We start from the raw sequence: 22,953 nt of genomic DNA on the forward strand, positions 1-22,953 counted from the left end.
CCGGCTTTGTCATGGAATAAGGCGGTGCCTAACTCGACGTTTCGCCCTGGCCTGATAAAGCATCGCTATGATCAGTAGTTGGACGGCAGGCACCTTTTTGTGCGTCATTCGAAGTTTATGTAGCACGTCCCGAAGGGGCTGACATAAGAAGGTGAATGAGCCACTGGTTAATATTATGCAACACCCATGCCAGAATGCAAAACAAAATATTAACACATTGAAATATATAATTTTTACTCACTTAATCGGTTCATTGTGTGTTGAATGATTTCCAGGCTAAGTGTCGCTATTAAGCAACACCTTAATGGGAACCTTTACTGCTATATATAAATCAATGAGTTATATGTCTCCTTTTAGAGACAGTCATGTACCCTCTTTGTCGCAATTTTGCGACACGCATAAAAAAGCCCGGTGGCGCTACCGCTTACCGGGCCTGCGAAGTACCTGCTTTATTTCTTAACCCAGCTGTTTACGCGCGTTGCGGAAGATGCGCATCCACGGGCTGTCCTCGCCCCAGTTTTCCGGATGCCAGGAGTTGCTCACGGTACGGAACACGCGCTCCGGGTGCGGCATCATAATAGTCGCGCGGCCGCTTTCGCTGGTCACCGCCGTAATACCGTTGACGGAGCCGTTCGGGTTAGCCGGATAGGTTTCCGTGACCTTGCCGAAGTTATCGACAAAGCGCAGCGCCACCAGGCCTTTGCTCTCCAGCTGAGCCAGATGCGCAGCATCACGCACCTCTACCTGGCCTTCACCGTGGGAAACGGCGATTGGCATCTGTGAACCGACCATCCCCTGCAGCAGCAGAGACGGGCTTTGGGTCACTTCCACCAGGCTGAAGCGCGCTTCGAAGCGGTCAGACTGGTTGCGCACAAAGCGCGGCCAGGCTTCGCTGCCCGGGATCAGTTCGCGCAGGTTAGACATCATCTGGCAGCCGTTGCACACGCCCAGCGCCAGCGTTTGCGGACGGTGGAAGAAGGTTTCGAACTCATCGCGCACGCGGCTGTTGAACAGAATGGACTTCGCCCAGCCTTCACCCGCGCCCAGCACGTCCCCGTAGGAGAAACCGCCGCACGCCACCAGCGCATGGAAATCTTCCAGACCGGTACGTCCGGCCAGCAGGTCGCTCATGTGGACGTCGATAGCGTCAAAGCCCGCGCGGTGGAAGGCTGCCGCCATCTCAACGTGGGAGTTAACGCCCTGCTCGCGCAGAACGGCCACTTTCGGACGCGCGCCGGTCGCAATGTACGGCGCGGCAATGTCTTCATTGATGTCGAAGGAGAGCTTCACGTTCAGGCCTGGATCGTTGTCGTTAGCCTTCGCATTGTGCTCCTGATCGGCACATTCCGGGTTATCACGCAGGCGCTGCATCTGCCAGGTGGTTTCCGCCCACCACATGCGCAGCGTGGTGCGGCTTTCGCTGAACACGGCGTGACCGTCAGCTTCAATGACGAAGCGATCACCCTGAACGGCTTTACCCAGATAGTGCACGCAGTCAGCCAGGCCATGCTGCGCCAGCAGCGCTTCAACCGCATCGCGGTCTGCCGCGCGAACCTGAATCACCGCGCCCAGCTCTTCGTTAAACAGCGCCGCCAGGCGGTCTTCACCAAGCGTGGCAATGTTCGCTTCCACGCCGCAGTGGCCGGTGAAGGCCATCTCTGCCAGCGTCACCAGCAGGCCGCCGTCGGAGCGGTCGTGGTAGGCCAGCAGCTTGCGCTGCGCCACCAGCGCCTGAATCGCGTCGTAGAAGCCTTTCAGCTGCGCCACGTCGCGCACGTCGGCTGGCTTGTCGCCGAGCTGACGGTAAACCTGCGCCAGCGCGGTGGCGCCCAGCGCATTGTGGCCTTTGCCCAGGTCAATCAGCAGCAGGGCGTTGTCTTCGGTGGCCAGTTGCGGCGTAACGGTGTGGCGCACGTCTTCCACGCGGGCAAACGCGGTGATCACCAGCGACAGCGGAGAGGTCATCTCGCGCTGCTCGTTACCTTCCTGCCAGCGAGTTTTCATCGACATGGAGTCTTTACCCACCGGAATGGTCAGGCCGAGGGCTGGACACAGCTCCTCACCCACCGCTTTCACGGCTTCATACAGGCCCGCGTCTTCGCCAGGGTGGCCGGCAGCGGCCATCCAGTTCGCGGAAAGCTTGATACGTTTGATGTCGCCAATCTGCGTCGCGGCAATGTTGGTCAGCGCTTCACCCACCGCCAGACGGGCAGAGGCGGCGAAGTCCAGCAGCGCCACCGGGGTGCGTTCGCCGAGAGCCATCGCTTCGCCGTAGTAGCTGTCGAGGCTCGCGGTGGTCACGGCGCAGTTAGCGACCGGGATCTGCCACGGGCCGACCATCTGGTCGCGGGAGACCATACCGGTCACGGTACGGTCGCCGATGGTCACCAGGAAGGTTTTCTCCGCCACAGCAGGCAGGTGCAGCACGCGGTTGACCGCTTCTGCCACGGTGATGCCCTGGCGATCCAGCGCTTTGCCCGCCGCTTTGCGGGTGGTTACGTCGCGGGTCATCTTCGGCGTTTTACCGAGCAGCACGTCGAGCGGCAGATCGATCGGCTGGTTGTCAAAGTGGGTGTCGCTTAAGGAAAGGTGCTGCTCTTCGGTCGCTTCACCGATGACGGCATACGGCGCGCGCTCGCGGCGGCACAGCTCGTCAAACAGCGGCAGCTGATCCGCAGCAACCGCCAGCACGTAGCGCTCCTGGGATTCGTTACACCAGATTTCCAGCGGGCTCATGCCCGGCTCATCGCTCAGGATATCGCGCAGGTTGAAGCGTCCGCCGCGGCCGCCATCGCTCACCAGCTCAGGCATGGCGTTTGACAGGCCACCCGCGCCCACGTCGTGGATGAACAGAATCGGGTTGGCATCGCCCAGCTGCCAGCAGCGGTCGATCACTTCCTGGCAGCGACGCTCCATTTCAGGGTTGTCGCGCTGCACGGACGCGAAATCGAGATCCGCGTCAGACTGGCCGGAGGCCATAGAGGAGGCCGCGCCGCCGCCCAGACCGATGTTCATGGCCGGGCCGCCCAGCACGATCAGCTTCGCGCCGACGACGATCTCGCCTTTCTGCACGTGATCGGCACGAATGTTGCCGATCCCGCCCGCCAGCATGATCGGTTTGTGGTAGCCGCGCAGCTCTTCGCCGTTGTGGCTGTCCACTTTCTCTTCATAGGTACGGAAGTAACCGTTCAGCGCCGGACGGCCAAATTCGTTGTTGAACGCTGCCCCGCCCAGCGGGCCTTCGGTCATGATATCCAGCGCGGTGACAATGCGCTCTGGCTTGCCGAAATCTTCTTCCCACGGCTGTTCAAAGCCCGGGATACGCAGGTTGGATACGGAGAAACCGACCAGACCCGCTTTGGGTTTTGCACCACGACCGGTCGCCCCTTCGTCACGGATTTCACCGCCGGAGCCGGTCGCCGCCCCCGGCCACGGAGAGATTGCGGTCGGGTGGTTGTGGGTTTCCACTTTCATCAGGATATGCGCAGGCTCCTGGTGGAAGTCATAGCGCCCTGCTTCGCGATCGGCGAAGAAGCGGCCCACCTCGGAACCTTCCATCACCGCGGCGTTGTCTTTGTAGGCAGACAGCACGTGGTCAGGGGTTTGCTCCATGGTGTTTTTGATCATTTTGAACAGCGACTTCGGCTGCTGTTCGCCGTCAATAATCCAGTCGGCGTTGAAAATTTTGTGGCGGCAGTGCTCAGAGTTAGCCTGCGCGAACATATAGAGTTCGATATCGTTCGGGTTACGGTTGAGCTTAATGAACGCATCCTGCAGGTAGTCGATTTCGTCTTCTGCCAGCGCCAGGCCGAGACGCAGGTTGGCGTCAATCAGCGCCTGACGGCCCTGCCCCAGCAGATCCACGCTCTGTACCGGCGCAGGCTGATGGTGGGAGAAAAGCTTCTGCGCGTCATCGAGAGAGGCAAACACGCTCTCCATCATGCGATCGTGCAGTTCAGCCGCAACCGCCAGCCACTGCGCGTCGCTCAGGGTAGAGGCTTCAACATAGTACGCCACGCCGCGCTCCAGACGGTTAATCTGGCTCAGGCCGCAGTTGTGGGCGATGTCGGTAGCTTTGGAAGACCAGGGGGAGATGGTACCCGGACGCGGCGTCGCAAGGATCAGTTTGCCGGTTGGCGTATGGCTGCTCAGATTTGGACCATACTTGAGCAGGCGTTCCAGCTGTACGCGCTCCTCTGCATTCAGGGGGGCATTCAGGTCAGCAAAATGGACATACTCAGCGTAAATATTGCTTACCGGAAGGTCGGCCGCCTGAAAACGTGCCAGCAGTTTGGTAATACGGAAGGCAGACAGTGCAGGCGAACCACGCAGAATTTCCATCATAAGTCTCTCGTCTTCGAAGCGCCGGGGCGCTTACAGTGTGCGCAAGGGGGGAAAACGGGCGTCATTATAGAGAATCCTGAGCGTCGACGAAACCGTTTGCGTCGAAATAAAATTTGCGAAGATGTTTAGCAATAGATGTGACCTGTCTCTCTAATTGGTTGCCAAGTGGCGCAAGTTTACGCAAAATGCCGCTCATTCAATGGCAAACCTTATTGTTAACATGGCTACAGCAGACTGAGGCATCCGGCGTCGCAGAGAATTAACTAATTGAAAAAATTAAAGATTAATTATCTGCTCATCGGCATTGTAACGTTGCTGCTGGCAGTGGCCCTCTGGCCTTCCATCCCCTGGTTCGGCAAAGCCGAAAACCGTATCGCCGCCATTCAGGAGCGGGGGGAACTGCGCGTCAGTACCCTCAACTCTCCGCTGATTTACAGCGACATTAACGGCAAAATTATTGGTCTGGATTATGAGCTGGCGCAGCAGTTCGCCGATTATCTGGGCGTGAAGCTTAAAATTACCGTTCGTCAGAACATCAACCAGCTGTTTGACGACCTCGATAACGACGATGCCGATATCCTTGCCGCCGGTCTGGTCTATAACAGCGAGCGCAGCAAGAACTACCAGCCAGGCCCGACCTACTACTCCGTTTCCCAGCAGCTGGTCTATCGCGTCGGGAGCTTGCGCCCGCGTACGCTTGCCTCGATCAACGCACAACAGCTGGCGATTGCGCCCGGCCATGTGGTGATTGACGATCTGCGCGAGCTTAAGGAGAAGAAATACCCCGATCTGAGCTGGACGGTCGATCCCAAACTCGGCACGACGGCGCTGCTGGAGCAGGTCAAAGATCAGAAACTGCCCTACACCATTGCCGATTCGGTGGCGATCAGCCTTTTCCAGCGGGTGCATCCAGAAATCGCCGTGGCGCTGGACGTGACGGACGAACAGCCCGTTACCTGGTTTACCCATCTGGATGACGATCAGACCCTCTCTGCGGCCATGCTGGATTTCTATAACACCATTAATGAAGACGGCACGCTGGCGCGCCTTGAGGAGAAGTACCTCGGCCACGGGGATGACTTCGATTACGTTGATACCCGCAGCTTCCTGCGCGCGGTAGACAGCGTCCTGCCGGACCTTCAGCCGTTATTTGAAAAATACGCCCAGGAAATTGACTGGAAACTGCTGGCTGCGATCTCGTACCAGGAGTCCCACTGGGACACCCAGGCGACTTCCCCCACGGGTGTGCGTGGGTTAATGATGTTAACCAAAAATACCGCGCTGAGCCTGGGCGTGAATGATCGTACCGATGCGGAACAGAGCATCAGCGGCGGGGCGCGCTACCTGCAGGATATGATGGCTAAAGTGCCGGAAACGGTCCCGGAAGAAGAGCGGATCTGGTTCGCACTGGCGGCCTACAACATGGGCTATGCGCACATGCTTGACGCGCGGGCTCTGACGGCGAAAACGAAGGGGAACCCGGACAGCTGGTCAGACGTCAAACAGCGCCTGCCGCTGCTGAGCCAGAAGCCATGGTATAACAAGCTGACGTATGGCTACGCGCGCGGACATGAAGCCTACGCCTACGTGGAAAATATTCGTAAGTATCAGATTAGCCTGGTCGGCTATTTGCTGGAGAAAGAGAAAGAGGCAACAGAGGCAAAACAGCTGGCGGAAAGTTATCCGGTTGTGGCGCCGGGCGAGCTTAATCATCCGACAGCTTCAATTCTGCCTTTTGTTGCTTTTTCTGCTGACGGCGCATTCGAAAGAAATCGCTTAATAGCCCCGAACACTCTGGTGCAAGTACCCCACCGATAGTCTGCACCTGGTGGTTCATCCCCGGGTGCCCCAGCACGTCCATCAGCGAACCGGCCGCACCGGTTTTTTCATCCCGCGCACCAAACACCAGCGTCCCGATCCGGCTGTGGACCATCGCACCGGAACACATCACGCACGGTTCCAGGGTGACGTACAGGGTGGTATCAAGCAGGCGATAGTTTTGCAGCACCAGCCCGCCCTGACGAAGCGCCATGATTTCGGCGTGCGCGGTAGGATCGTGGCGGCCAATAGGACGATTCCACCCTTCGCCAATCACCTGGTTGTTATGAACCAACACCGCGCCCACGGGCACTTCGCCCTCGTCCCAGGCACGTTGAGCCAACGTCAGCGCGTGACGCATCCAGTATTCATGATTGTATTCAGGGTTGGACAAGGGTTGATACTCCAGTCGAAAAGCGGGCGGCATTATACACAGCCCTTATAGATAAGACTATTCGAGTTGCTGAAGTTCGCCGAGGGGAGTCACGCGCCAGCGGTGCTGGCAAAAGTAGAGCAGCGGGTTGTCCTGTTTGCTGTCGCTGTAGCCGCTGTACAGCCGCAGCGGCGTGCCGATACGTTTTTCCAGCTGGACCACTTTTTCATGCCCCAGGCAGCGCATCGTCAGTACCCAGCCACCGTAGCCGCGGGAAATTTGCGTGGCGATAAGATTTACGCGCGGAAGCCAGGGTGTATCAAAGTAGACCCGCTCCACCAGCGTCTGCGGCGAGCCGGTAATCAACCAGATGTCGGCGTCGTTGGCATCAAGATAGCTGGTGAGGCGCGCCTGCACCACGGGAAACGCGGCAACGTGGCCGCGAAACCAGTCAGCGAAATCCTGTTCGAGCTGTTTGAGCCGCGCTTCACTGTGACCGAAGGTGCATCCCCAGAGCAGCAGGCTCATCGGCCAGCGCGCCGCCCGGCCTTTTACCAGCAGCGCAATGCCAATCACGGGTAAGAGCGGTAAGACGAGCAGCGCGTTCAGAGGCTGACGCCGCAGCAGGTAGCGCATAAACGTACCAAACATATCCTGCTGATGCAGCGTTCCATCCAGGTCGAAAAAGACAACGCGACGCTCGTGATTGGCCAAACCTTACTCCTCTGGGTCGTTGAATCCTAACAGCCAGGTAAACAGGAACCCGGCGATCACCGCTACTAAATAGCCTAACAGATAGAGCATCACTTTTCCGGTCACGATGGTTAACGCCAGCGGTAAACCGGAAAGACCAAAGGTGATAACGGTGGCGACTTTCCAGTAGCTGATGAGCGCCCCGCCCACCGCGCCGCCCAGACAGGCGGCGAGGAACGGTTTACCAAGCGGCAGCGTGACGCCGAATATCAACGGCTCGCCGATACCAAGCAGCCCGACCGGCAACGCCCCTTTAATCACTTTTTTCAGGCGCGCGTTGCGGGTTTTCATCAGGACGGCAATCGCTGCCCCCACCTGCCCGACGCCCGCCATCGAGAGAATAGGCAGCAGCGCGTTGTAACCGTGCGCCTGCACCAGCTCGACGTGAATAGGTACCAGCCCCTGGTGCAGGCCGGTCAGCACCAGCGGCAGGAAGGTGCCTGACAACACCGCGCCCACTAACAGGCCGCCGCGGTCAATAGCCAGAGACGCGCCGTGGGCGATGGCATCAGAGATCCACCCGCCTAGCGGCTGAAGGACCACAATCGCGACGCTACCGGTAATTAAGGTGGTCAGCAGCGGGTTGAGGATAAGCTCAATCGAGCCGGGCAGAACCGTACGTAGCTTTTTCTCGATCCAGCACATCAGAATAACCACCAGCAGCACGGCAATTACCCCGCCGCGACCAGGCTGGAGCGCCTCGCCAAACAGCGTGATTTGCGCCAACTGCGGGCTGGACAAGATCCCCGCCATTACGCCACCCATGGCCAGCGATCCGCCAAACACTTTGGCGGTATTGACCCCGACCAGAATGTTCATGATGGCAAACACCGCGCTGCCAAAGATTGCGAGAATACCCAGCAGGTTCGGATACTGCGTTGCAAAGTCCCCGACGATATCCGGCCGCTTGAGGATGTTGATGATCCCGGTGATCAGGCCAGAGGCAATAAACGCGGGGATCAGCGGGATAAAGACGTTTGCCAGCTGTCGCAGCGCGTCGCTCATGGGGGCTTTATATTTCGCCTTCGCCTGCGCTTTGGTGCGTTCAGCATCGTCAACCGTCACGCTCGCTTCGCCGCCCATCAGCGCACGCATGGCATCGACGACCTGCGCCGCCTTGCCCGGCCCGACGATCAGCTGGTGCTGCTGCCCCTGTTTCACATAGCCGCTGACGCCGGATAGCTTCTTCAGACCCGGCACGTCAAGCTGGTCGTCGTTATGCACCTCGACGCGCACGCGCGTCATGCAGTTTTCCAGACGCTGAATATTTTTTTCTCCGCCGATCCCCTGCAGGATATCGCTGGCGAGCGCTGCTGTTTTGTCCATACACGCCTCTGCTAGTTTTCTAATGCCGCCCGTAAGAAGCCGTTATGCGCATCAAGCCTGGCTCGCGCGGCCGCCGCATCCAGCCCGCTTAAGATCATCAGAATGGCGGGTTTAACATCGTGATCGGTCTGTTTGAGTACCGCTTCTGCCTCTTCACGGCCTGCGCCTGTCGCCTCCATCACCATGCGGCAGGCTCTGTCCACCAGCTTGACGTTGGTGGCCTGCATATCCACCATCAAGTTTTGGTAGACCTTGCCAAATTTCACCATCGCGCCGGTGGAGATCATATTGAGCACCAGCTTTTGCGCGGTCCCGGATTTCAGGCGCGTGGAGCCGGTGAGCGCTTCCGGCCCAACGACCGGAGAGATAGCGATAGCGGCCACCTGCGCAATCGGGGAGCCGGGATTGCAGGAGATGGCGACCGTCGTACAGCCGGTCCGGTTGGCGTATTCCAGGCCACCAATGACGTACGGCGTGCGCCCGGATGCCGCCAGGCCGACCACCAGATCGTTCGCCGTCAGGTTCAGATCCTTCAGGTCATCCTCGCCCAGCTGTTTGTTATCTTCCGCACCTTCAACAGCTTTCAGCAGCGCGCCGGGCCCCCCCGCAATCAGGCCAACGACCAGGCCGTGCGGAACGCCAAAGGTGGGCGGACATTCCGAGGCATCCAGCACGCCAAGACGCCCGCTGGTGCCGGCGCCCATATAGATAATGCGACCGCCGGCCTTAAGGGCCGCCGCCGCCGCATCGACCGCTTTCGCTACCTCAGGCAATGTCTCTTTCACTGCCTGCGCGACCAGCGTATCCTGTTGATTAAAGCGGTTAACCAGCTCCAGGGTGGAGAGCGCATCCAGATCCATGGTTTGCGGGTTACGCGTTTCAGAAACAAGTGAGCCAAGATTCATTTTTGTACCTCAAGAATTTTTAATTCATAATAATCTCACTATAATGGAATATAAAATTCATTCAGGCGAGCAAAATTCGTATTTGCGCAGACAATCACATTTCCGCCGGGAGTACCTATGAACTGTTTAATTCGCATTCGCCAGCGCTACGCCGGCTTTGCTCAAAGCGACAAAAAGCTGGCGGACTTTCTGCTTTCCCAACCTGACCGCGCCCGTCATCTCAGCTCGCAGCAGCTGGCAAGCGAAGCCGGGGTGAGTCAGTCAAGCGTGGTGAAGTTTGCCCAGAAGATTGGCTTTAAAGGCTTCCCTGCCCTTAAGCTTGCGATCAGCGAAGCGCTGGTGAGTAACCCAAACCCGCAGTCCATGCCGGTGCATAACCAGATCCGCGGCGATGATCCCATGCGTCTGGTCGGGGAAAAGCTGATCAAAGAGAACGTGGCGGCGATGCACGCCACGCTGGATGTGAATACCGAAGAGAAGTTACTGGAAAGCGTGGCGATGCTGCGCGCGGCGCGGCGTATTATTTTGACCGGTATTGGCGCGTCCGGTCTGGTGGCGCGTAATTTTGGCTGGAAGCTGACTAAAATCGGTTTTAACGCTATTGTCGAGCAGGATATGCATGCCCTGCTGGCGACCGTACAGGCAATGGATCCTGACGATCTGCTGCTGGCCATCTCCTATTCCGGCGAGCGCCGCGAGATCAATATGGCCACCGACGAAGCCCTGCGCGTCGGCGGTAAAATTCTGGCCATTACTGGATTCACCCCAAATTCGCTGCAGCAGCGGGCAACGCGCTGTTTATATACTATTGCCGAAGAGCAGGCCACGCGCAGCGCGGCTATCTCGTCCACCAGCGCGCAAATGATGCTGACGGACCTGCTGTTTATGGCGCTGGTACAGCAGGATCTGGAGCGCGCGCCCGAGCGCATTCGTCACAGCGAAGAACTGGTAAAGAAACTGGTTTGACGCGTATAATGCCCGCCCAGTTTGTGTTGTTTCTGAGAATTTCCTGATGGCGCTGTTAATTACCAAAAAATGCATCAATTGCGATATGTGCGAACCCGAATGCCCGAACCAGGCGATTTCGATGGGCGACAGCATTTACGAGATTAACAGCGACCGCTGCACGGAATGCATCGGCCACTATGAAACGCCGACCTGCCAGAAGGTGTGCCCGATCCCCAACACTATCCTGAAGGATCCGGCACACGTTGAGAGCGAAGAACAGCTGTGGGATAAATTTGTCCTGCTGCATCACGCGGACAAAATTTAGCTTTCGATAATCACCGTCGCGCTGGCATAGTGGCGTTCATCCGCGATCGTCACGTGCATGTGATTCACGCCCAGCTTCTCAGCCAGCTTTTTAGCCTCGCCCCATAACCGCAGGCGCGGTTTGCCCAGCTCATCGTTAAATACTTCGAACTGGTTAAACGCCAGGCCGTTACGAATGCCGGTCCCGAAGGCTTTGGCCGCAGCCTCTTTTACCGCAAAGCGCTTTGCCAGAAAACGCACCGGCTGCTGGTGCGCTTCCCAGATGGCCCATTCGTTATCGCTCAGCACGCGTCTTGCGAGGCGATCGCCGCTCCGGGCGATCACCGCTTCTATGCGGGCTATTTCGACGATATCGGTGCCTAAGCCCAGAATGGCCATTACTGACGCGCTTCCAGCATCAGGCGTTTCATCTCAGAAACCGCCTCTTTCAGGCCGCTCATCACCGCGCGGCCAATAATGGCGTGGCCGATGTTCAGCTCGTGCATTTCAGGCAGGGCGGCAATGGCCTTCACGTTATGGTAGGTCAGGCCGTGACCGGCGTTAACCTTCAGTCCCAGGCTTGCGGCGTAGGTGGCCGCTTTGGCGATACGCTCCAGCTCTTTGGCCTGCTCGGCATCGTTTTTGGCATCGGCATAGCAGCCGGTGTGGATTTCGATATACGGCGCGCCCACGTCGGCCGCCGCTTTAATCTGGGCGAAATCGGCGTCGATAAACAGAGAAACCAGGATACCGGCATCCGCCAGGCGTTTACAGGCATCGCGCATTTTGTCCTGCTGCCCCGCCACGTCCAGCCCGCCTTCGGTGGTCACTTCCTGGCGTTTTTCCGGCACCAGACAGCAGAAGTGCGGTTTGGTCTCGCAGGCAATCGCCAGCATCTCTTCGGTGACCGCCATCTCCAGATTCATGCGGGTGTCCAGCGTCTGGCGAAGAATGCGCACGTCGCGGTCGGTAATGTGGCGGCGGTCTTCACGCAGGTGCACGGTAATACCGTCGGCGCCAGCCTGTTCAGCGATAAACGCCGCCTGAACCGGATCGGGATACGCCGTGCCGCGCGCATTACGCAGCGTGGCGATGTGGTCGATGTTGACGCCTAACAGTAATTCAGCCATGACAATCCTCGGTTTTCTTTTCGATTCTGTGGTCTAACGTTTCGGCATAAACTGCCTGAATAATTCGCGGCTCTTTAAGGGCTTGCCGCCAAGATACGGCTTGAGGGCAATCCGGGTAAAGCGTTTTGCTGCGCGCAGGGTATCCCGATCGGGAAACTCACGCTCATATAGCGCCCGCAGCTGGCGCCCGGTAAAGGTACTGTTGTCTATCACGACGCTGGCGATGAATCCTTTTTCTTCCCGATAGCGGTAGGTCATCTCGTCTTCAACCTCGTCTCCGCTTCCCGCGCAGTGCAGAAAATCAACCCCGTAACCCAGGTGCCCCAGCAGCGCCAGTTCAAAACGACGCAGGGCGGGCTCGGGCGTGCCGGTCGCACCAGCCAGGGCCTGGATACAGTGCAGATAATCAAAGAAAAGTTCAGAGAAGCGAGTCTCATGTTCAAGAACCCGTGAGATAAGTTCGTTGACGTACAGACCGCTGTACAGAGTGATACCAGAAAGAGGAAGCGCCAGGGAGACGGCTTCGGCACTGCGCAGGGTTTTGACTTCCCCTCGCCCACCAAAGCGGACCAGCAGCGGCGTGAAGGGCTGTAGAGCACCCTTCAGGTTAGAACGTTTGGAACGTGCGCCTTTCGCAACAAGGCGCACGCGACCGGACTCTTCCGTGAAGACGTCCAGCATCAGGCTGGTTTCGCTCCAGGGACGACTATGCAGAACGAAGGCGCGCTGCCAACCTTCCATATACTCGCCGTCTTTGTTTACTGGTCTTCGCCGTAACCGAGGCTGCGCAGAGCACGCTCATCATCGGCCCAGCCAGATTTCACCTTCACCCACAGCTCCAGGTGAACCGGTGCTTCGAACATCTCCTGCATGTCTTTGCGAGCTTCGATACCGATGGTTTTGATCTTGGCGCCTTTGTTGCCGATCACCATCTTCTTCTGCCCTTCACGCTCAACGAGGATCAGGCCGTTGATGTCGTAGCCACCGCGCTCGTTGCTCTGGAAACGCTCGATCTCCACCGTCACAGAGTACGGCAGTTCAGCGCCCAGGAAACGCATCAGCTTTTCACGGATGATTTCAGACGCCATAAAGCGCTGAGAGCGATCGGTGATGTAGTCTTCCGGGAAGTGATGAATCGCTTCCGGCAGATGCTTGCGCACAATGCCCGCGATGGTATCCACGTTAAGGCCGGTCTCAGCAGACAGCGGGACGATATCCAGGAAATTCATCTGGCTACCCAGCCACTGCAGATGCGGCAGCAGATCGGCTTTTTCCTGCACGTTGTCAACTTTGTTGACCGCGAGGATGACCGGCGTTTTACCGTCACGCAGCTTGTTCAGCACCATCTCGTCGTCCGGCGTCCAGCGGGTGCCTTCCACAACGAAAATCACCAGCTCTACGTCGCCGATGGAGCTGCTCGCCGCCTTGTTCATCAGGCGGTTGATGGCGCGCTTCTCTTCCATGTGCAGGCCCGGGGTATCGACGTAGATCGCCTGATACGCGCCTTCAGTATGGATGCCGACGATGCGGTGACGCGTGGTCTGCGCCTTACGCGAGGTGATAGAAATCTTCTGCCCGAGCAGATTATTCAGCAGGGTGGATTTACCAACGTTCGGACGTCCGACGATGGCAATAAATCCGCAATAGGTTTTGTCGATGCTCATTCCAGCTCCAGCATTTTTAACGCCTGTTCGGCGGCAGCCTGTTCAGCCTTACGGCGACTTGAACCTGTGCCCACCACCGGTTCACTCAGGCCACTGACCTGGCAATGGATGGTAAATTCCTGATCGTGCGCTTCGCCACGGACCTGCACCACCAGATAGGATGGCAGCGGCAGATGACGACCCTGCAGATATTCCTGCAGGCGCGTTTTCGGATCTTTTTGTTTATCGCCCGGGCTGATTTCGTCCAGACGGGTCTGATACCAGTTAAGGATCAGCTTTTCTACGGTCTGGATATCGCTGTCCAGGAACACGCCACCAATTAATGCTTCGACCGTATCGGCAAGAATAGATTCACGACGGAAGCCGCCGCTTTTCAGTTCACCCGGTCCAAGACGCAGACATTCGCCCAGTTCAAATTCGCGCGCGATTTCCGCAAGGGTATTACCCCGAACCAGCGTGGCACGCATGCGGCTCATATCACCTTCGTCCACGCGCGGGAAACGATGATAAAGCGCATTCGCAATCACGAAACTTAAAATAGAGTCACCCAGAAACTCGAGACGCTCATTATGTTTGCTGCTGGCACTGCGGTGGGTTAATGCCTGTTGCAACAACTCCTGATGATGAAAAGTGTAGCCCAGCTTCCGTTGAAGCCGATTAATTACGATGGGGTTCATGCGATACCAATAAATGAATGCGTCAAAAATGCAGCACACGAAACCGACCTGAGAAAACCAACGCGGTTTCGTGTGCCGTGGCACCCTTGCAGGGCCAACCTTAAACTTCGGGGGAATATTCTATACACAACGACAGGGGATGTCGTTAGTTCAAAGAGATTTATCGAGGAAATAATTCACGTAGCCGCGAAATAACGCGGCTACGTGTTCTTTTCCTGAGAATTAATGGATTCCGCCAATACGATTCAGGCGTACGCCGGTCGGCCATTCGCCTTCCTGCTTCTCAAAACTCATCCAGATCGCAGTTGCTTTACCCACCAGATTCGCTTCCGGCACAAAGCCCCAGTAACGGCTGTCCGCGGAGTTATCGCGGTTATCACCCATCATGAAATAGTGTCCCGGCGGTACGATCCAGCTGGCCAGCTGCTGACCCGGCTGTTTGTAATACATCCCCACCTGATCCTGCGCGATTGGCACGGTCAGAATGCGGTGCGTCACGTCACCCAACGTCTCTTTACGCTCGACCAGGCGGATACCGTTCTCTTTGGTTTCGCCTTTCGGCACCTGGAAGAACCCGCTGGTCGCCTCACCGCCGTTACGACGGGCAAAGGTCTGCACAAAATCACTTGGCTCGACGTTGGAGTAGGTGATTGGCAGCGCGTTTTCACAGGCGGTACCGGAGCTGCAGCCCGGCTGAACGGTGACTTCCTTCGCAACCGGATCGTAGGTCACCTTATCACCAGGCAGGCCTACCGCACGCTTGATGTAGTCCAGACGCGGATCTTCCGGATATTTAAACACCACAATGTCGCCACGTTTTGGATGACCGGTTTCAATCAACGTTTTCTGGTAGATAGGATCTTTAATGCCGTAGGCAAATTTCTCCACCAGAATAAAATCACCAATCAGCAGCGTTGGCATCATTGAACCTGATGGGATCTGGAACGGCTCGTAAATAAACGAACGTACCACCAGCACAATCGCCAGCACCGGGAATACCGACGCGCCCGTTTCCAGCCAGCCCGGTTTCGGGCCAACTTTCTTGAGGGTTTTCGCATCCAGCTGGTCGCCAGTAGCCGCCTGCGCGGCAGCCTGACGTTCACGGCGTTTTGGGGCGAAGATAAACTTATCCAGACACCACAGCAGACCTGTCACCAGCGTAGCGATGACCAGGATCAGGGCAAACATGTTCGCCATGCCAACTCCTTAAAGGTTATTTGCCGTCTTTACCAACATGAAGAATGGCAAGGAATGCTTCCTGCGGCAGCTCAACGTTACCGACCTGCTTCATACGCTTCTTACCTTCTTTCTGCTTCTGCAGCAGCTTTTTCTTACGGCTGACGTCACCGCCATAGCACTTGGCCAGAACGTTTTTACGCAGCTGTTTCACGGTTGAACGCGCGATGATGTGGTTGCCAATTGCTGCCTGAATCGCAATGTCGAACTGCTGACGCGGGATCAGATCTTTCATCTTCTCAACCAGCTCGCGGCCACGGTACGGCGCATTGTCGTTGTGGGTGATCAGCGCCAGCGCGTCCACACGCTCGCCGTTGATCAACACGTCTACGCGGACCATGTTGGAGGCCTGGAAACGTTTGAAGTTGTAATCCAGTGACGCATAGCCACGGGAGGTAGACTTCAGACGGTCGAAGAAGTCGAGTACCACTTCCGCCATTGGGATTTCATAGGTCAGCGCCACCTGGTTACCGTGATAAACCATGTTGGTCTGCACGCCACGCTTCTCAATACACAGCGTGATAACGTTGCCCAGGAACTCCTGCGGCAGCAGCATGTGACACTCTGCGATAGGCTCGCGCAGCTCGTGAATATTGTTCAGCGGCGGCAGCTTAGACGGGCTGTCGACGTAGATCACTTCTTTCGAGGTGGTTTCCACTTCGTAGACTACGGTCGGTGCGGTAGTGATCAGATCCAGATCGTATTCACGCTCCAGACGTTCCTGAATGATCTCCATGTGCAGCAGGCCGAGGAAGCCGCAGCGGAAGCCGAAGCCCAGCGCCGTTGAGCTTTCTGGCTCGTAGAACAGGGAGGCATCGTTCAGGCTCAGTTTACCAAGCGCATCACGGAAGTTTTCGTAGTCGTCAGAGCTGACCGGGAACAGGCCCGCGTAAACCTGCGGTTTCACCTTTTTAAAGCCTGGCAGCGCTTTATCTGCCGGGTTACGGGCACCGGTCAGGGTATCGCCCACTGGCGCGCCGAGGATGTCTTTAATAGCGCAGACCAGCCAACCTACCTCGCCGCATTTAAGTTCGGTACGGTCAACCTGTTTTGGCGTAAAGATACCCAGACGGTCTGCGTTGTAGACCTGCCCGGTACTCATGACCTTGATTTTGTCGCCTTTACGCATGGTGCCATTTTTAATACGCACCAGTGAAACAACGCCCAGGTAGTTATCGAACCAGGAGTCGATGATCAGCGCCTGCAGCGGACCATCCGGGTCACCTTCAGGTGCCGGAATATCACGTACCAGGCGTTCCAGTACGTCGGTCACGCCCACACCGGTTTTGGCAGAGCAGCGGACGGCGTCGGTCGCATCAATACCGACAATGTCTTCAATCTCTTCCGCGACGCGCTCAGGATCGGCGGCCGGCAGGTCGATCTTATTCAGAACCGGCACAACCTCGAGATCCATCTCCATCGCGGTATAGCAGTTTGCCAGGGTCTGGGCTTCAACGCCCTGCCCGGCATCGACAACCAGCAGCGCGCCTTCACAGGCCGCCAGCGAGCGTGATACTTCATAGGAGAAGTCAACGTGGCCTGGGGTGTCGATAAAGTTCAGTTGATAGGTTTCACCATCAGCCGCTTTGTAATCCAGCGTAACGCTTTGCGCCTTAATGGTGATACCGCGTTCGCGTTCCAGGTCCATGGAGTCCAGAACCTGGGCTTCCATTTCACGATCAGACAGGCCACCGCAAATCTGGATAATACGGTCAGACAGCGTCGACTTACCGTGGTCAATGTGAGCAATGATCGAAAAGTTACGTATGTTCTTCATATAGTTAAATAATTATGCCTTACGAATTCCTGGAGGCCGCTGTTCTTAGCCTGACGTTTTTCAGTGCGAAAACGCAGCATTCTACACTACATCCTCGCTACCTGGAAATGCACTTAGAGGCAGGTATAGCGTGAAGAGAGGGCGTTTTCTGTATTAGGTCGTAAAAAATGATAAAGCCCGATGGATCACCGGGCCTCAGAAGAGAGCGTCTCAACACGAAGCTGGTCTGGTGCCAGCCCGACGCTGAGAATGACAGGCTGCCACTCTTCGCGCGCGGCGAGCTTCGGCGAGAGACCTTTGGCAAGCCAAAATCCTCCCACGCCCCCCAGCGCGGCACCGCACATGGCGGCCAAGTCGGTACCAAACAGCATCTGAAAAAGGCCGCCCATGACAAACAGCCCCACCAGCGGAGAGAGATAGACCAGCATCGCGGAACTGAGCAGGCTGCCTTCCGCAATCCCCAGTTCCACCTTCTGACCCGCCACCAGCGGCTGTTCGCTCGGCACGGAAATCGTATGCGATGTCTGTGGCCCTAACTTATTCAGCACGCGACTGCCACAACCGGCTCGGGATGCGCAGCTATTGCATGAGGCTTTAACATCACAGCTGACCAGCGCAATACCATTCTGCCACGAGACGACGGTAGCCCACTCTTTAATCATTGTGCGGCCCTGAATTTAATGCTGTCTGAAATGCGCTTCGCCGTCTGCGGAGGTAATTCCCCCACAATCGTGATCTCTGCGTTATCGCGTACCGTTGTGCTGACCGTACGACGCCCGGTACGAAGCATTTGTTCAGCGCTATTTGCCGTTGCGCGGTTGATGTTCACCGAGAAGCTGAACAAGCCATCGGAATAGAGGCGTGATTCAACTGGCGTATCAATAGTGGGCAACTGACGACGGCTGCTGGACACTTCGCTAAAGCCTTGCGGGATCCATGAAGGAACCCAGTTGAAATTAGCGGAGTCCCCTGCCGGAACAGAAAGCAGCGGCGGCAGGCTGGCCTTCGCCAGATTCTGCATGCTGTTGCCAACCTGATTGTTCACGCTGAAGGAGATGACGCGGAACTGTTCAAGCGTCTCACCGTCGCGGTCGAGCAGATCCACACGCATCGGCAGCTTGGTTTCCGCATCAATCCAGACGATATAGCTGTAGCGCGTGCCATCGCGCGCAACCACGCGAATCACTTCACACAGTCTGTCTGCAATACGGGTACGCCCTACCGAAATAAAATCATAGTAAGGGGCAAGCCGTTTGAAGTCGGTATAGATAAGCGACGGCAGAGAATCAACGATATAGTCGCCATTCAGCGTGAAAGGCTCCAGACCGGGTTCGAAATAGCTGATTTCGTTGCCACGCTGGACAACTTCCCGACGTGGACCATCCATCTGTAAAAGCTGGGCGAGCGGCTGGTTATCAAGACGGGCATGGCGATAGCGTAACGACTCGACGCCCTGCTTGTTGATGCTGATAAATGCCAACTCGTAATTGAGTGACTGGCTGGCCAGATTCATTTGCTGCAACAACGCCCCGGATGAAACATCAGCCGAGGCGTTAGCAGAGAAGAACAGGCTACCCGCCATCAGAGACATGGCGAACCAAAGTTGCTTCATTACTGCGATTGCGTTCCTAAAGTTTGGTTTCCGGGCACCTGCACAGCAGCTTGCTGAGTTTGGGCCTGCTCAAACTGAAGCTGTTCAGAGTGCAGACGACGCTGCAACTCGTAATCCTGCAACATCGCATTAATGCGACGGCGCTGCTCCTGCACCTGCTGTTGCTGACCGCCGCTGGCGGAGGCATCAGCCGGTACGCCCAGACTTACCGGGCTGGCTTTGCCCATCATCGGCAGTGTGTTGAACACTGGCGCTTCTGGCTGCTGATTAGTTTCAGACTGAGTATTATAGTGCTGGACGCCAACGATAACTGCAAGCGATACGCATGCAGCCACCCCCATTTGGGTGAGCTGGCTGGCCCATGGACGCACCTTCTGCCAGAAAGGCATTTTCTGCCACTGGTGAGGCGCAGGTTGAGCTTCAGGAATCAGCGGAGTGGTCTGATGAACGGGCTCATTCTCGATGGCCGCCATCACGCGGGCTGAGATATCGAAATGGAGAACCTCTCCGGTATCACCGCGCAGCGTGTCACGGATGAGATGGTAACTCTCCCAGGTCTCTTGCATTTCGGGAGAATGAGACAGCTCGTTGAGCAGCTCACTATCCAGCGTCTCACCATCCATTAAAGCGGAAAGTTTTTCTTTCTGCATGCCTAATACCTTTTCCAGTATCCCGCTATCGTCAACGCCTGATAAGCGGTTGAACTTTATTATCAATAGCTTCTCGCGCACGGAAAATTCGTGAACGCACCGTGCCGACCGGGCAATCCATGATAGCGGCTATCTCTTCATAGCTCAGACCATCAAGCTCCCGTAACGTAATTGCCATGCGTAAATCTTCCGGGAGCGACTCGATCGTGCGAAAAACAATTTGTCTCAGTTCTTCTGACAACATTAAGTTCTCAGGGTTCGAAATTTCTTTCAGCGCACCGCCACTTTCGAAGTTTTCGGCGTCGATAGCGTCTACATCACTGGACGGCGGACGACGGCCCTGAGCAACCAGATAATTCTTTGCCGTATTGACAGCAATACGGTACAGCCAGGTATAAAAAGCACTATCTCCCCGGAACGAATCCAGCGCGCGATAGGCCTTAATAAAAGACTCTTGCACCACGTCAGGTACATCACCTGACGGTACATAGCGGGACACCAGACTCGCCACCTTATGCTGGTAGCGCACCACCAGTAAGTTAAAGGCTTTCTGATCTCCCTTCTGGACCCGTTCAACCAGGACCTGGTCCGTTAACTGCTCGCTCATCCGAGGTAATGTCTCCCCAAACCTAAATTCCACGCGTTATCGAAACGCCACTCTACAACTACCGCACTTTGAGCAAGCACCAGCTTAGAGTGTCTGATCTTCAATAAGTTCCGTAACGCCTTTGTTTTTGTTCATCGCGCCGCAGACCGTTCATTTTCTCTCATTATAAGTCTGTTCACGATACGCACCACTTTCTGACAAGAAACATCTTTTTCCCGCCAGAAGAGTAACGCAACACGGGCTTTATTTCACCACAAAATCTGACGCTAACGATCTGCTTCGCAAAATAATTTCATTCATTTACCTCTCGTTTACCCCTGCTTACGCGTTTAGCAATTGCAACACCCACTAAAAAAAACGTGCGATATCTCGCATTCAGGTGCTATTCTGCCCAAACACTGTTTAGTAAATTAAACAACAAATCATGAACACAACACCTGAACTTCATTGTGATGTACTGATCATCGGCAGCGGTGCTGCCGGTCTTTCTCTGGCGCTTCGTCTGGCCGAGCATCAGAACGTTATTGTCCTGAGCAAAGGTCCGATAAGTGAAGGCTCAACATTTTATGCCCAGGGCGGTATTGCCGCGGTGTTTGACGAGACCGACAGCATTGCGTCGCATGTGGAAGATACGCTGATTGCCGGAGCCGGGATCGTGGATGCGCACGCCGCAGAGTTTGTCGCAAGCAATGCCCGCCATTGCGTTCAGTGGCTCATCGATCAGGGCGTATTATTTGATACCCAGGTTCAGCCTAACGGTGAAGAGAGCTACCACCTGACCCGTGAAGGCGGCCACAGCCACCGCCGCATCCTGCACGCCGCGGATGCTACCGGAAAAGAAGTGGAAACCACGCTGGTCAGCAAAGCGCTGAACCATCCTAATATCCGGGTCCTTGAGCGGAGCAACGCCGTTGATCTGATCATTTCCGACAAGATTGGCTTGCCCGGCACGCGTCGCGTGGTGGGGGCGTGGGTCTGGAACCGTAATAAAGAGAAGGTGGAAACCTGTCAGGCAAAGGCCGTCGTGCTGGCTACGGGTGGCGCCTCCAAGGTGTACCAGTACACCACGAACCCGGATATCGCTTCAGGGGACGGTATCGCCATGGCCTGGCGCGCCGGCTGCCGCGTGGCAAATCTTGAATTTAATCAGTTTCACCCCACCGCCCTGTTCCATCCTCAGGCGCGCAACTTCCTGCTGACGGAAGCCCTGCGTGGCGAAGGCGCTTATTTGAAACGCCCTGATGGCTCCCGCTTTATGCCCGACTTCGACGCCCGGGGTGAGCTGGCCCCGCGCGATATCGTCGCGCGCGCCATCGACCATGAAATGAAGCGTCTTGGCGTGGACTGCATGTATCTTGATATCAGCCATAAGCCAGCAGAGTTCATTCACCAGCATTTTCCGATGATTTACGAAAAACTGCTGAGCCTGGGGATTGATTTGACCCGCGATCCAGTGCCCATTGTGCCTGCGGCACACTATACCTGCGGTGGCGTCATGGTTGACGATCATGGACGCACTGACGTAGACGGACTGTATGCTATTGGTGAGGTCAGCTATACCGGACTTCACGGCGCGAACCGTATGGCCTCTAACTCGTTGCTTGAATGTCTGGTGTACGGCTGGTCAGCAGCGGAAGACATCACCAGGCGAATGCCTTACGCCCGCGAGACAGAGCAGTTGCCTGCCTGGGATGAAAGCCGCGTGGATAACCCGGACGAGCGGGTCGTGATCCAGCACAACTGGCACGAGCTACGGCTATTTATGTGGGACTACGTTGGGATTGTGCGCACCACGAAACGTCTGGAACGGGCGTTGCGCCGCATTACGATGCTGCAACAGGAAATTGATGAATATTATGCCCATTTCCGCGTTTCCAATAATCTGCTGGAGCTGCGCAATCTGGTGCAGGTTGCCGAGCTTATTGTTCGTTGCGCGATGATGCGTAAAGAGAGCCGCGGGCTGCACTACACCCTCGACTACCCGGATCAGCTTCCTGAGTCCGGCCCGTCGATACTCGCCCCGCAGGTTTACATAAACAGATAAAACGCCTGGGTCAGAGCCGTGTAATCTTCGGAATAACGCTGGTCTGGCCCACGGATCACCATTCGGTCATTAAAGCATTCACCCTCTTTTGGCGAGAGCGCCAGCAGCACGCGGTGCGGCAACCGGCCTTCCGTATCAGAGATGTCAGTTCGCAGACGTAACGTCCAGCCGATCTCCTGCGCGATACCAATGAACGTGTTGCCGGTACTCTCGGGCAGGACCACACAGAAAAAACCTTCTTCGGAGATGAGTTCTGCCGCACTGGTGAGCAGCGCTTTATGATCGAGGGAGCCGGTATAACGCGCCTGTTCACGCTCGGGTGTCCCGCACTCAACGCCGGGCTCGTAGTAGGGAGGGTTGCTGACAATCAGATCGTAACGCGCGGTTTGTTCAGGCGCCCAGGCGAGCACATCTGCGCATTCCACTTTCATTCGGGCTGCCCAGGGAGATTCGGCCATATTGTCACTCGCCTGCTCTGCGGCCTGCGCATCCAGTTCGACGGCATCAATGGTGACATGTTCTTCCGTACGCTGCGCAAGCATCAACGCCACCAGCCCGCTGCCGGTACCGATATCAAGAATACGCTTAACGCCTGCGACAGGTGCCCATGCTCCCAGTAAAATGCCGTCTGTACCGACTTTCATGGCACAGCGATCGTGGGCGACAAAAAATTGTTTAAACGTAAAACCATCGCGGCGCAGCTGCGCTTTGAGTTGAGACATGTCAGGACAACCTTCTAAGTGAAACTGGAGTAGCATAGGGGAAAGCGAAGTGGCCGCAAAGCGA

At 56.5% G+C, this 22,953-nt stretch carries 21 protein-coding genes and 1 pseudogene; 4 read left to right on the top strand and 18 right to left on the bottom strand.

Annotated features, from left to right (window positions below; all coding sequences use genetic code 11):
• Window positions 1–456 precede the first annotated feature (456 nt).
• Window positions 457–4,344: a phosphoribosylformylglycinamidine synthase gene (purL, locus tag HBM95_17215; GenBank protein ID NIH44661.1), complete on the bottom strand. Its 3,888-nt coding sequence runs from the start codon at window positions 4,342–4,344 to the stop codon at window positions 457–459.
• Between the two features lie 267 nt (window positions 4,345–4,611).
• On the opposite strand from purL, the gene mltF reads away from it, so the two are divergent.
• The gene (mltF, locus tag HBM95_17220; GenBank protein ID NIH44662.1) at window positions 4,612–6,162 is read left to right on the top strand and encodes a membrane-bound lytic murein transglycosylase MltF; all 1,551 of its coding nucleotides are present in this window, start codon (window positions 4,612–4,614) and stop codon (window positions 6,160–6,162) included.
• On the opposite strand, the gene tadA is transcribed toward mltF, so the two are convergent.
• From tadA to murQ, 4 genes are read right to left on the bottom strand one after another with little or no spacing between them, the layout of a single operon-like run.
• On the bottom strand, window positions 6,050–6,589 hold the full coding sequence (gene tadA, locus HBM95_17225; GenBank protein NIH44663.1) for a tRNA adenosine(34) deaminase TadA: 540 nt from the start codon (window positions 6,587–6,589) through the stop codon (window positions 6,050–6,052). The two genes, mltF and tadA, sit on opposite strands and share 113 nt — an antisense overlap.
• 24 nt (window positions 6,590–6,613) lie before the next feature.
• Complete coding sequence (gene aphA, locus HBM95_17230; GenBank protein NIH44664.1) at window positions 6,614–7,249, bottom strand: acid phosphatase AphA; 636 nt, start codon at window positions 7,247–7,249, stop codon at window positions 6,614–6,616.
• A gap of 3 nt (window positions 7,250–7,252) precedes the next feature.
• Window positions 7,253–8,614 (bottom strand): PTS transporter subunit EIIC, encoded by a 1,362-nt coding sequence (locus HBM95_17235; protein ID NIH44665.1) that lies wholly within the window; start codon window positions 8,612–8,614, stop codon window positions 7,253–7,255.
• 11 nt (window positions 8,615–8,625) lie between these two features.
• On the bottom strand, window positions 8,626–9,519 hold the full coding sequence (murQ, locus tag HBM95_17240; GenBank protein ID NIH44666.1) for an N-acetylmuramic acid 6-phosphate etherase: 894 nt from the start codon (window positions 9,517–9,519) through the stop codon (window positions 8,626–8,628).
• A gap of 117 nt (window positions 9,520–9,636) precedes the next feature.
• Between murQ and HBM95_17245 the strand changes: the two genes are divergently transcribed.
• Both HBM95_17245 and HBM95_17250 read left to right on the top strand, forming a co-directional pair.
• Entirely contained in the window at window positions 9,637–10,485 is an 849-nt protein-coding gene (locus HBM95_17245; GenBank protein NIH44667.1) for a MurR/RpiR family transcriptional regulator, read from the top strand.
• 46 nt (window positions 10,486–10,531) lie between these two features.
• On the top strand, window positions 10,532–10,792 hold the full coding sequence (locus HBM95_17250; protein NIH44668.1) for a YfhL family 4Fe-4S dicluster ferredoxin: 261 nt from the start codon (window positions 10,532–10,534) through the stop codon (window positions 10,790–10,792).
• Here HBM95_17250 and HBM95_17255 read toward each other — a convergent pair.
• The 12 genes and pseudogenes from HBM95_17255 to rseD all read right to left on the bottom strand — a co-directional run bounded on the left by HBM95_17255 (window position 10,789) and on the right by rseD (window position 20,277).
• The gene (locus HBM95_17255) at window positions 10,789–11,169 is read right to left on the bottom strand and encodes a holo-ACP synthase (GenBank protein ID NIH44669.1); all 381 of its coding nucleotides are present in this window, start codon (window positions 11,167–11,169) and stop codon (window positions 10,789–10,791) included. The two genes, HBM95_17250 and HBM95_17255, sit on opposite strands and share 4 nt — an antisense overlap.
• Entirely contained in the window at window positions 11,169–11,900 is a 732-nt protein-coding gene (pdxJ, locus tag HBM95_17260; GenBank protein ID NIH44670.1) for a pyridoxine 5'-phosphate synthase, read from the bottom strand. The genes HBM95_17255 and pdxJ overlap by 1 nt, the downstream gene beginning before the upstream one ends.
• Before the next feature lie 33 nt (window positions 11,901–11,933).
• Entirely contained in the window at window positions 11,934–12,641 is a 708-nt protein-coding gene (gene recO, locus HBM95_17265; protein ID NIH44671.1) for a DNA repair protein RecO, read from the bottom strand.
• Between the two features lie 17 nt (window positions 12,642–12,658).
• On the bottom strand, window positions 12,659–13,564 hold the full coding sequence (gene era / locus HBM95_17270) for a GTPase Era (GenBank protein NIH44672.1): 906 nt from the start codon (window positions 13,562–13,564) through the stop codon (window positions 12,659–12,661).
• On the bottom strand, window positions 13,561–14,241 hold the full coding sequence (rnc, locus tag HBM95_17275) for a ribonuclease III (GenBank protein ID NIH44673.1): 681 nt from the start codon (window positions 14,239–14,241) through the stop codon (window positions 13,561–13,563). The genes era and rnc overlap by 4 nt, the downstream gene beginning before the upstream one ends.
• A 222-nt stretch (window positions 14,242–14,463) precedes the next feature.
• Window positions 14,464–15,438 carry a signal peptidase I gene (lepB, locus tag HBM95_17280; protein NIH44674.1) on the bottom strand — a complete coding sequence of 325 codons (975 nt, stop codon included), beginning with the start codon at window positions 15,436–15,438 and terminating at the stop codon, window positions 14,464–14,466.
• Window positions 15,439–15,454: 16 nt separating this feature from the next.
• Window positions 15,455–17,254: an elongation factor 4 gene (lepA, locus tag HBM95_17285; GenBank protein ID NIH44675.1), complete on the bottom strand. Its 1,800-nt coding sequence runs from the start codon at window positions 17,252–17,254 to the stop codon at window positions 15,455–15,457.
• Between the two features lie 185 nt (window positions 17,255–17,439).
• Window positions 17,440–17,916 (bottom strand): SoxR-reducing system protein RseC, encoded by a 477-nt coding sequence (gene rseC / locus HBM95_17290; GenBank protein ID NIH44676.1) that lies wholly within the window; start codon window positions 17,914–17,916, stop codon window positions 17,440–17,442.
• Window positions 17,913–18,866: a sigma-E factor regulatory protein RseB gene (rseB, locus tag HBM95_17295; protein ID NIH44677.1), complete on the bottom strand. Its 954-nt coding sequence runs from the start codon at window positions 18,864–18,866 to the stop codon at window positions 17,913–17,915. The genes rseC and rseB overlap by 4 nt, the downstream gene beginning before the upstream one ends.
• The gene (rseA, locus tag HBM95_17300; GenBank protein ID NIH44678.1) at window positions 18,866–19,516 is read right to left on the bottom strand and encodes an anti-sigma-E factor RseA; all 651 of its coding nucleotides are present in this window, start codon (window positions 19,514–19,516) and stop codon (window positions 18,866–18,868) included. The genes rseB and rseA overlap by 1 nt, the downstream gene beginning before the upstream one ends.
• 31 nt (window positions 19,517–19,547) lie before the next feature.
• A complete protein-coding gene (gene rpoE / locus HBM95_17305; protein NIH44679.1) occupies window positions 19,548–20,123 on the bottom strand; it encodes an RNA polymerase sigma factor RpoE in 576 nt (191 codons plus the stop codon).
• Window positions 20,120–20,277, bottom strand: a pseudogene (gene rseD, locus HBM95_17310) (rpoE leader peptide RseD). Before rseD ends, rpoE begins: the two are co-directional and overlap by 4 nt.
• A 270-nt stretch (window positions 20,278–20,547) precedes the next feature.
• On the opposite strand from rseD, the gene nadB reads away from it, so the two are divergent.
• Window positions 20,548–22,167: an L-aspartate oxidase gene (nadB, locus tag HBM95_17315; protein ID NIH44680.1), complete on the top strand. Its 1,620-nt coding sequence runs from the start codon at window positions 20,548–20,550 to the stop codon at window positions 22,165–22,167.
• Here the strand turns inward: nadB and HBM95_17320 are convergent.
• Entirely contained in the window at window positions 22,152–22,889 is a 738-nt protein-coding gene (locus HBM95_17320; protein ID NIH44681.1) for a tRNA1(Val) (adenine(37)-N6)-methyltransferase, read from the bottom strand. The two genes, nadB and HBM95_17320, sit on opposite strands and share 16 nt — an antisense overlap.
• Between the last annotated feature and the right edge of the window lie 64 nt (window positions 22,890–22,953).

This window comes from Enterobacter asburiae (genome assembly GCA_011754535.1).
In the GTDB taxonomy this organism is placed as follows: Bacteria; Pseudomonadota; Gammaproteobacteria; order Enterobacterales; family Enterobacteriaceae; genus Enterobacter; species Enterobacter cloacae_N.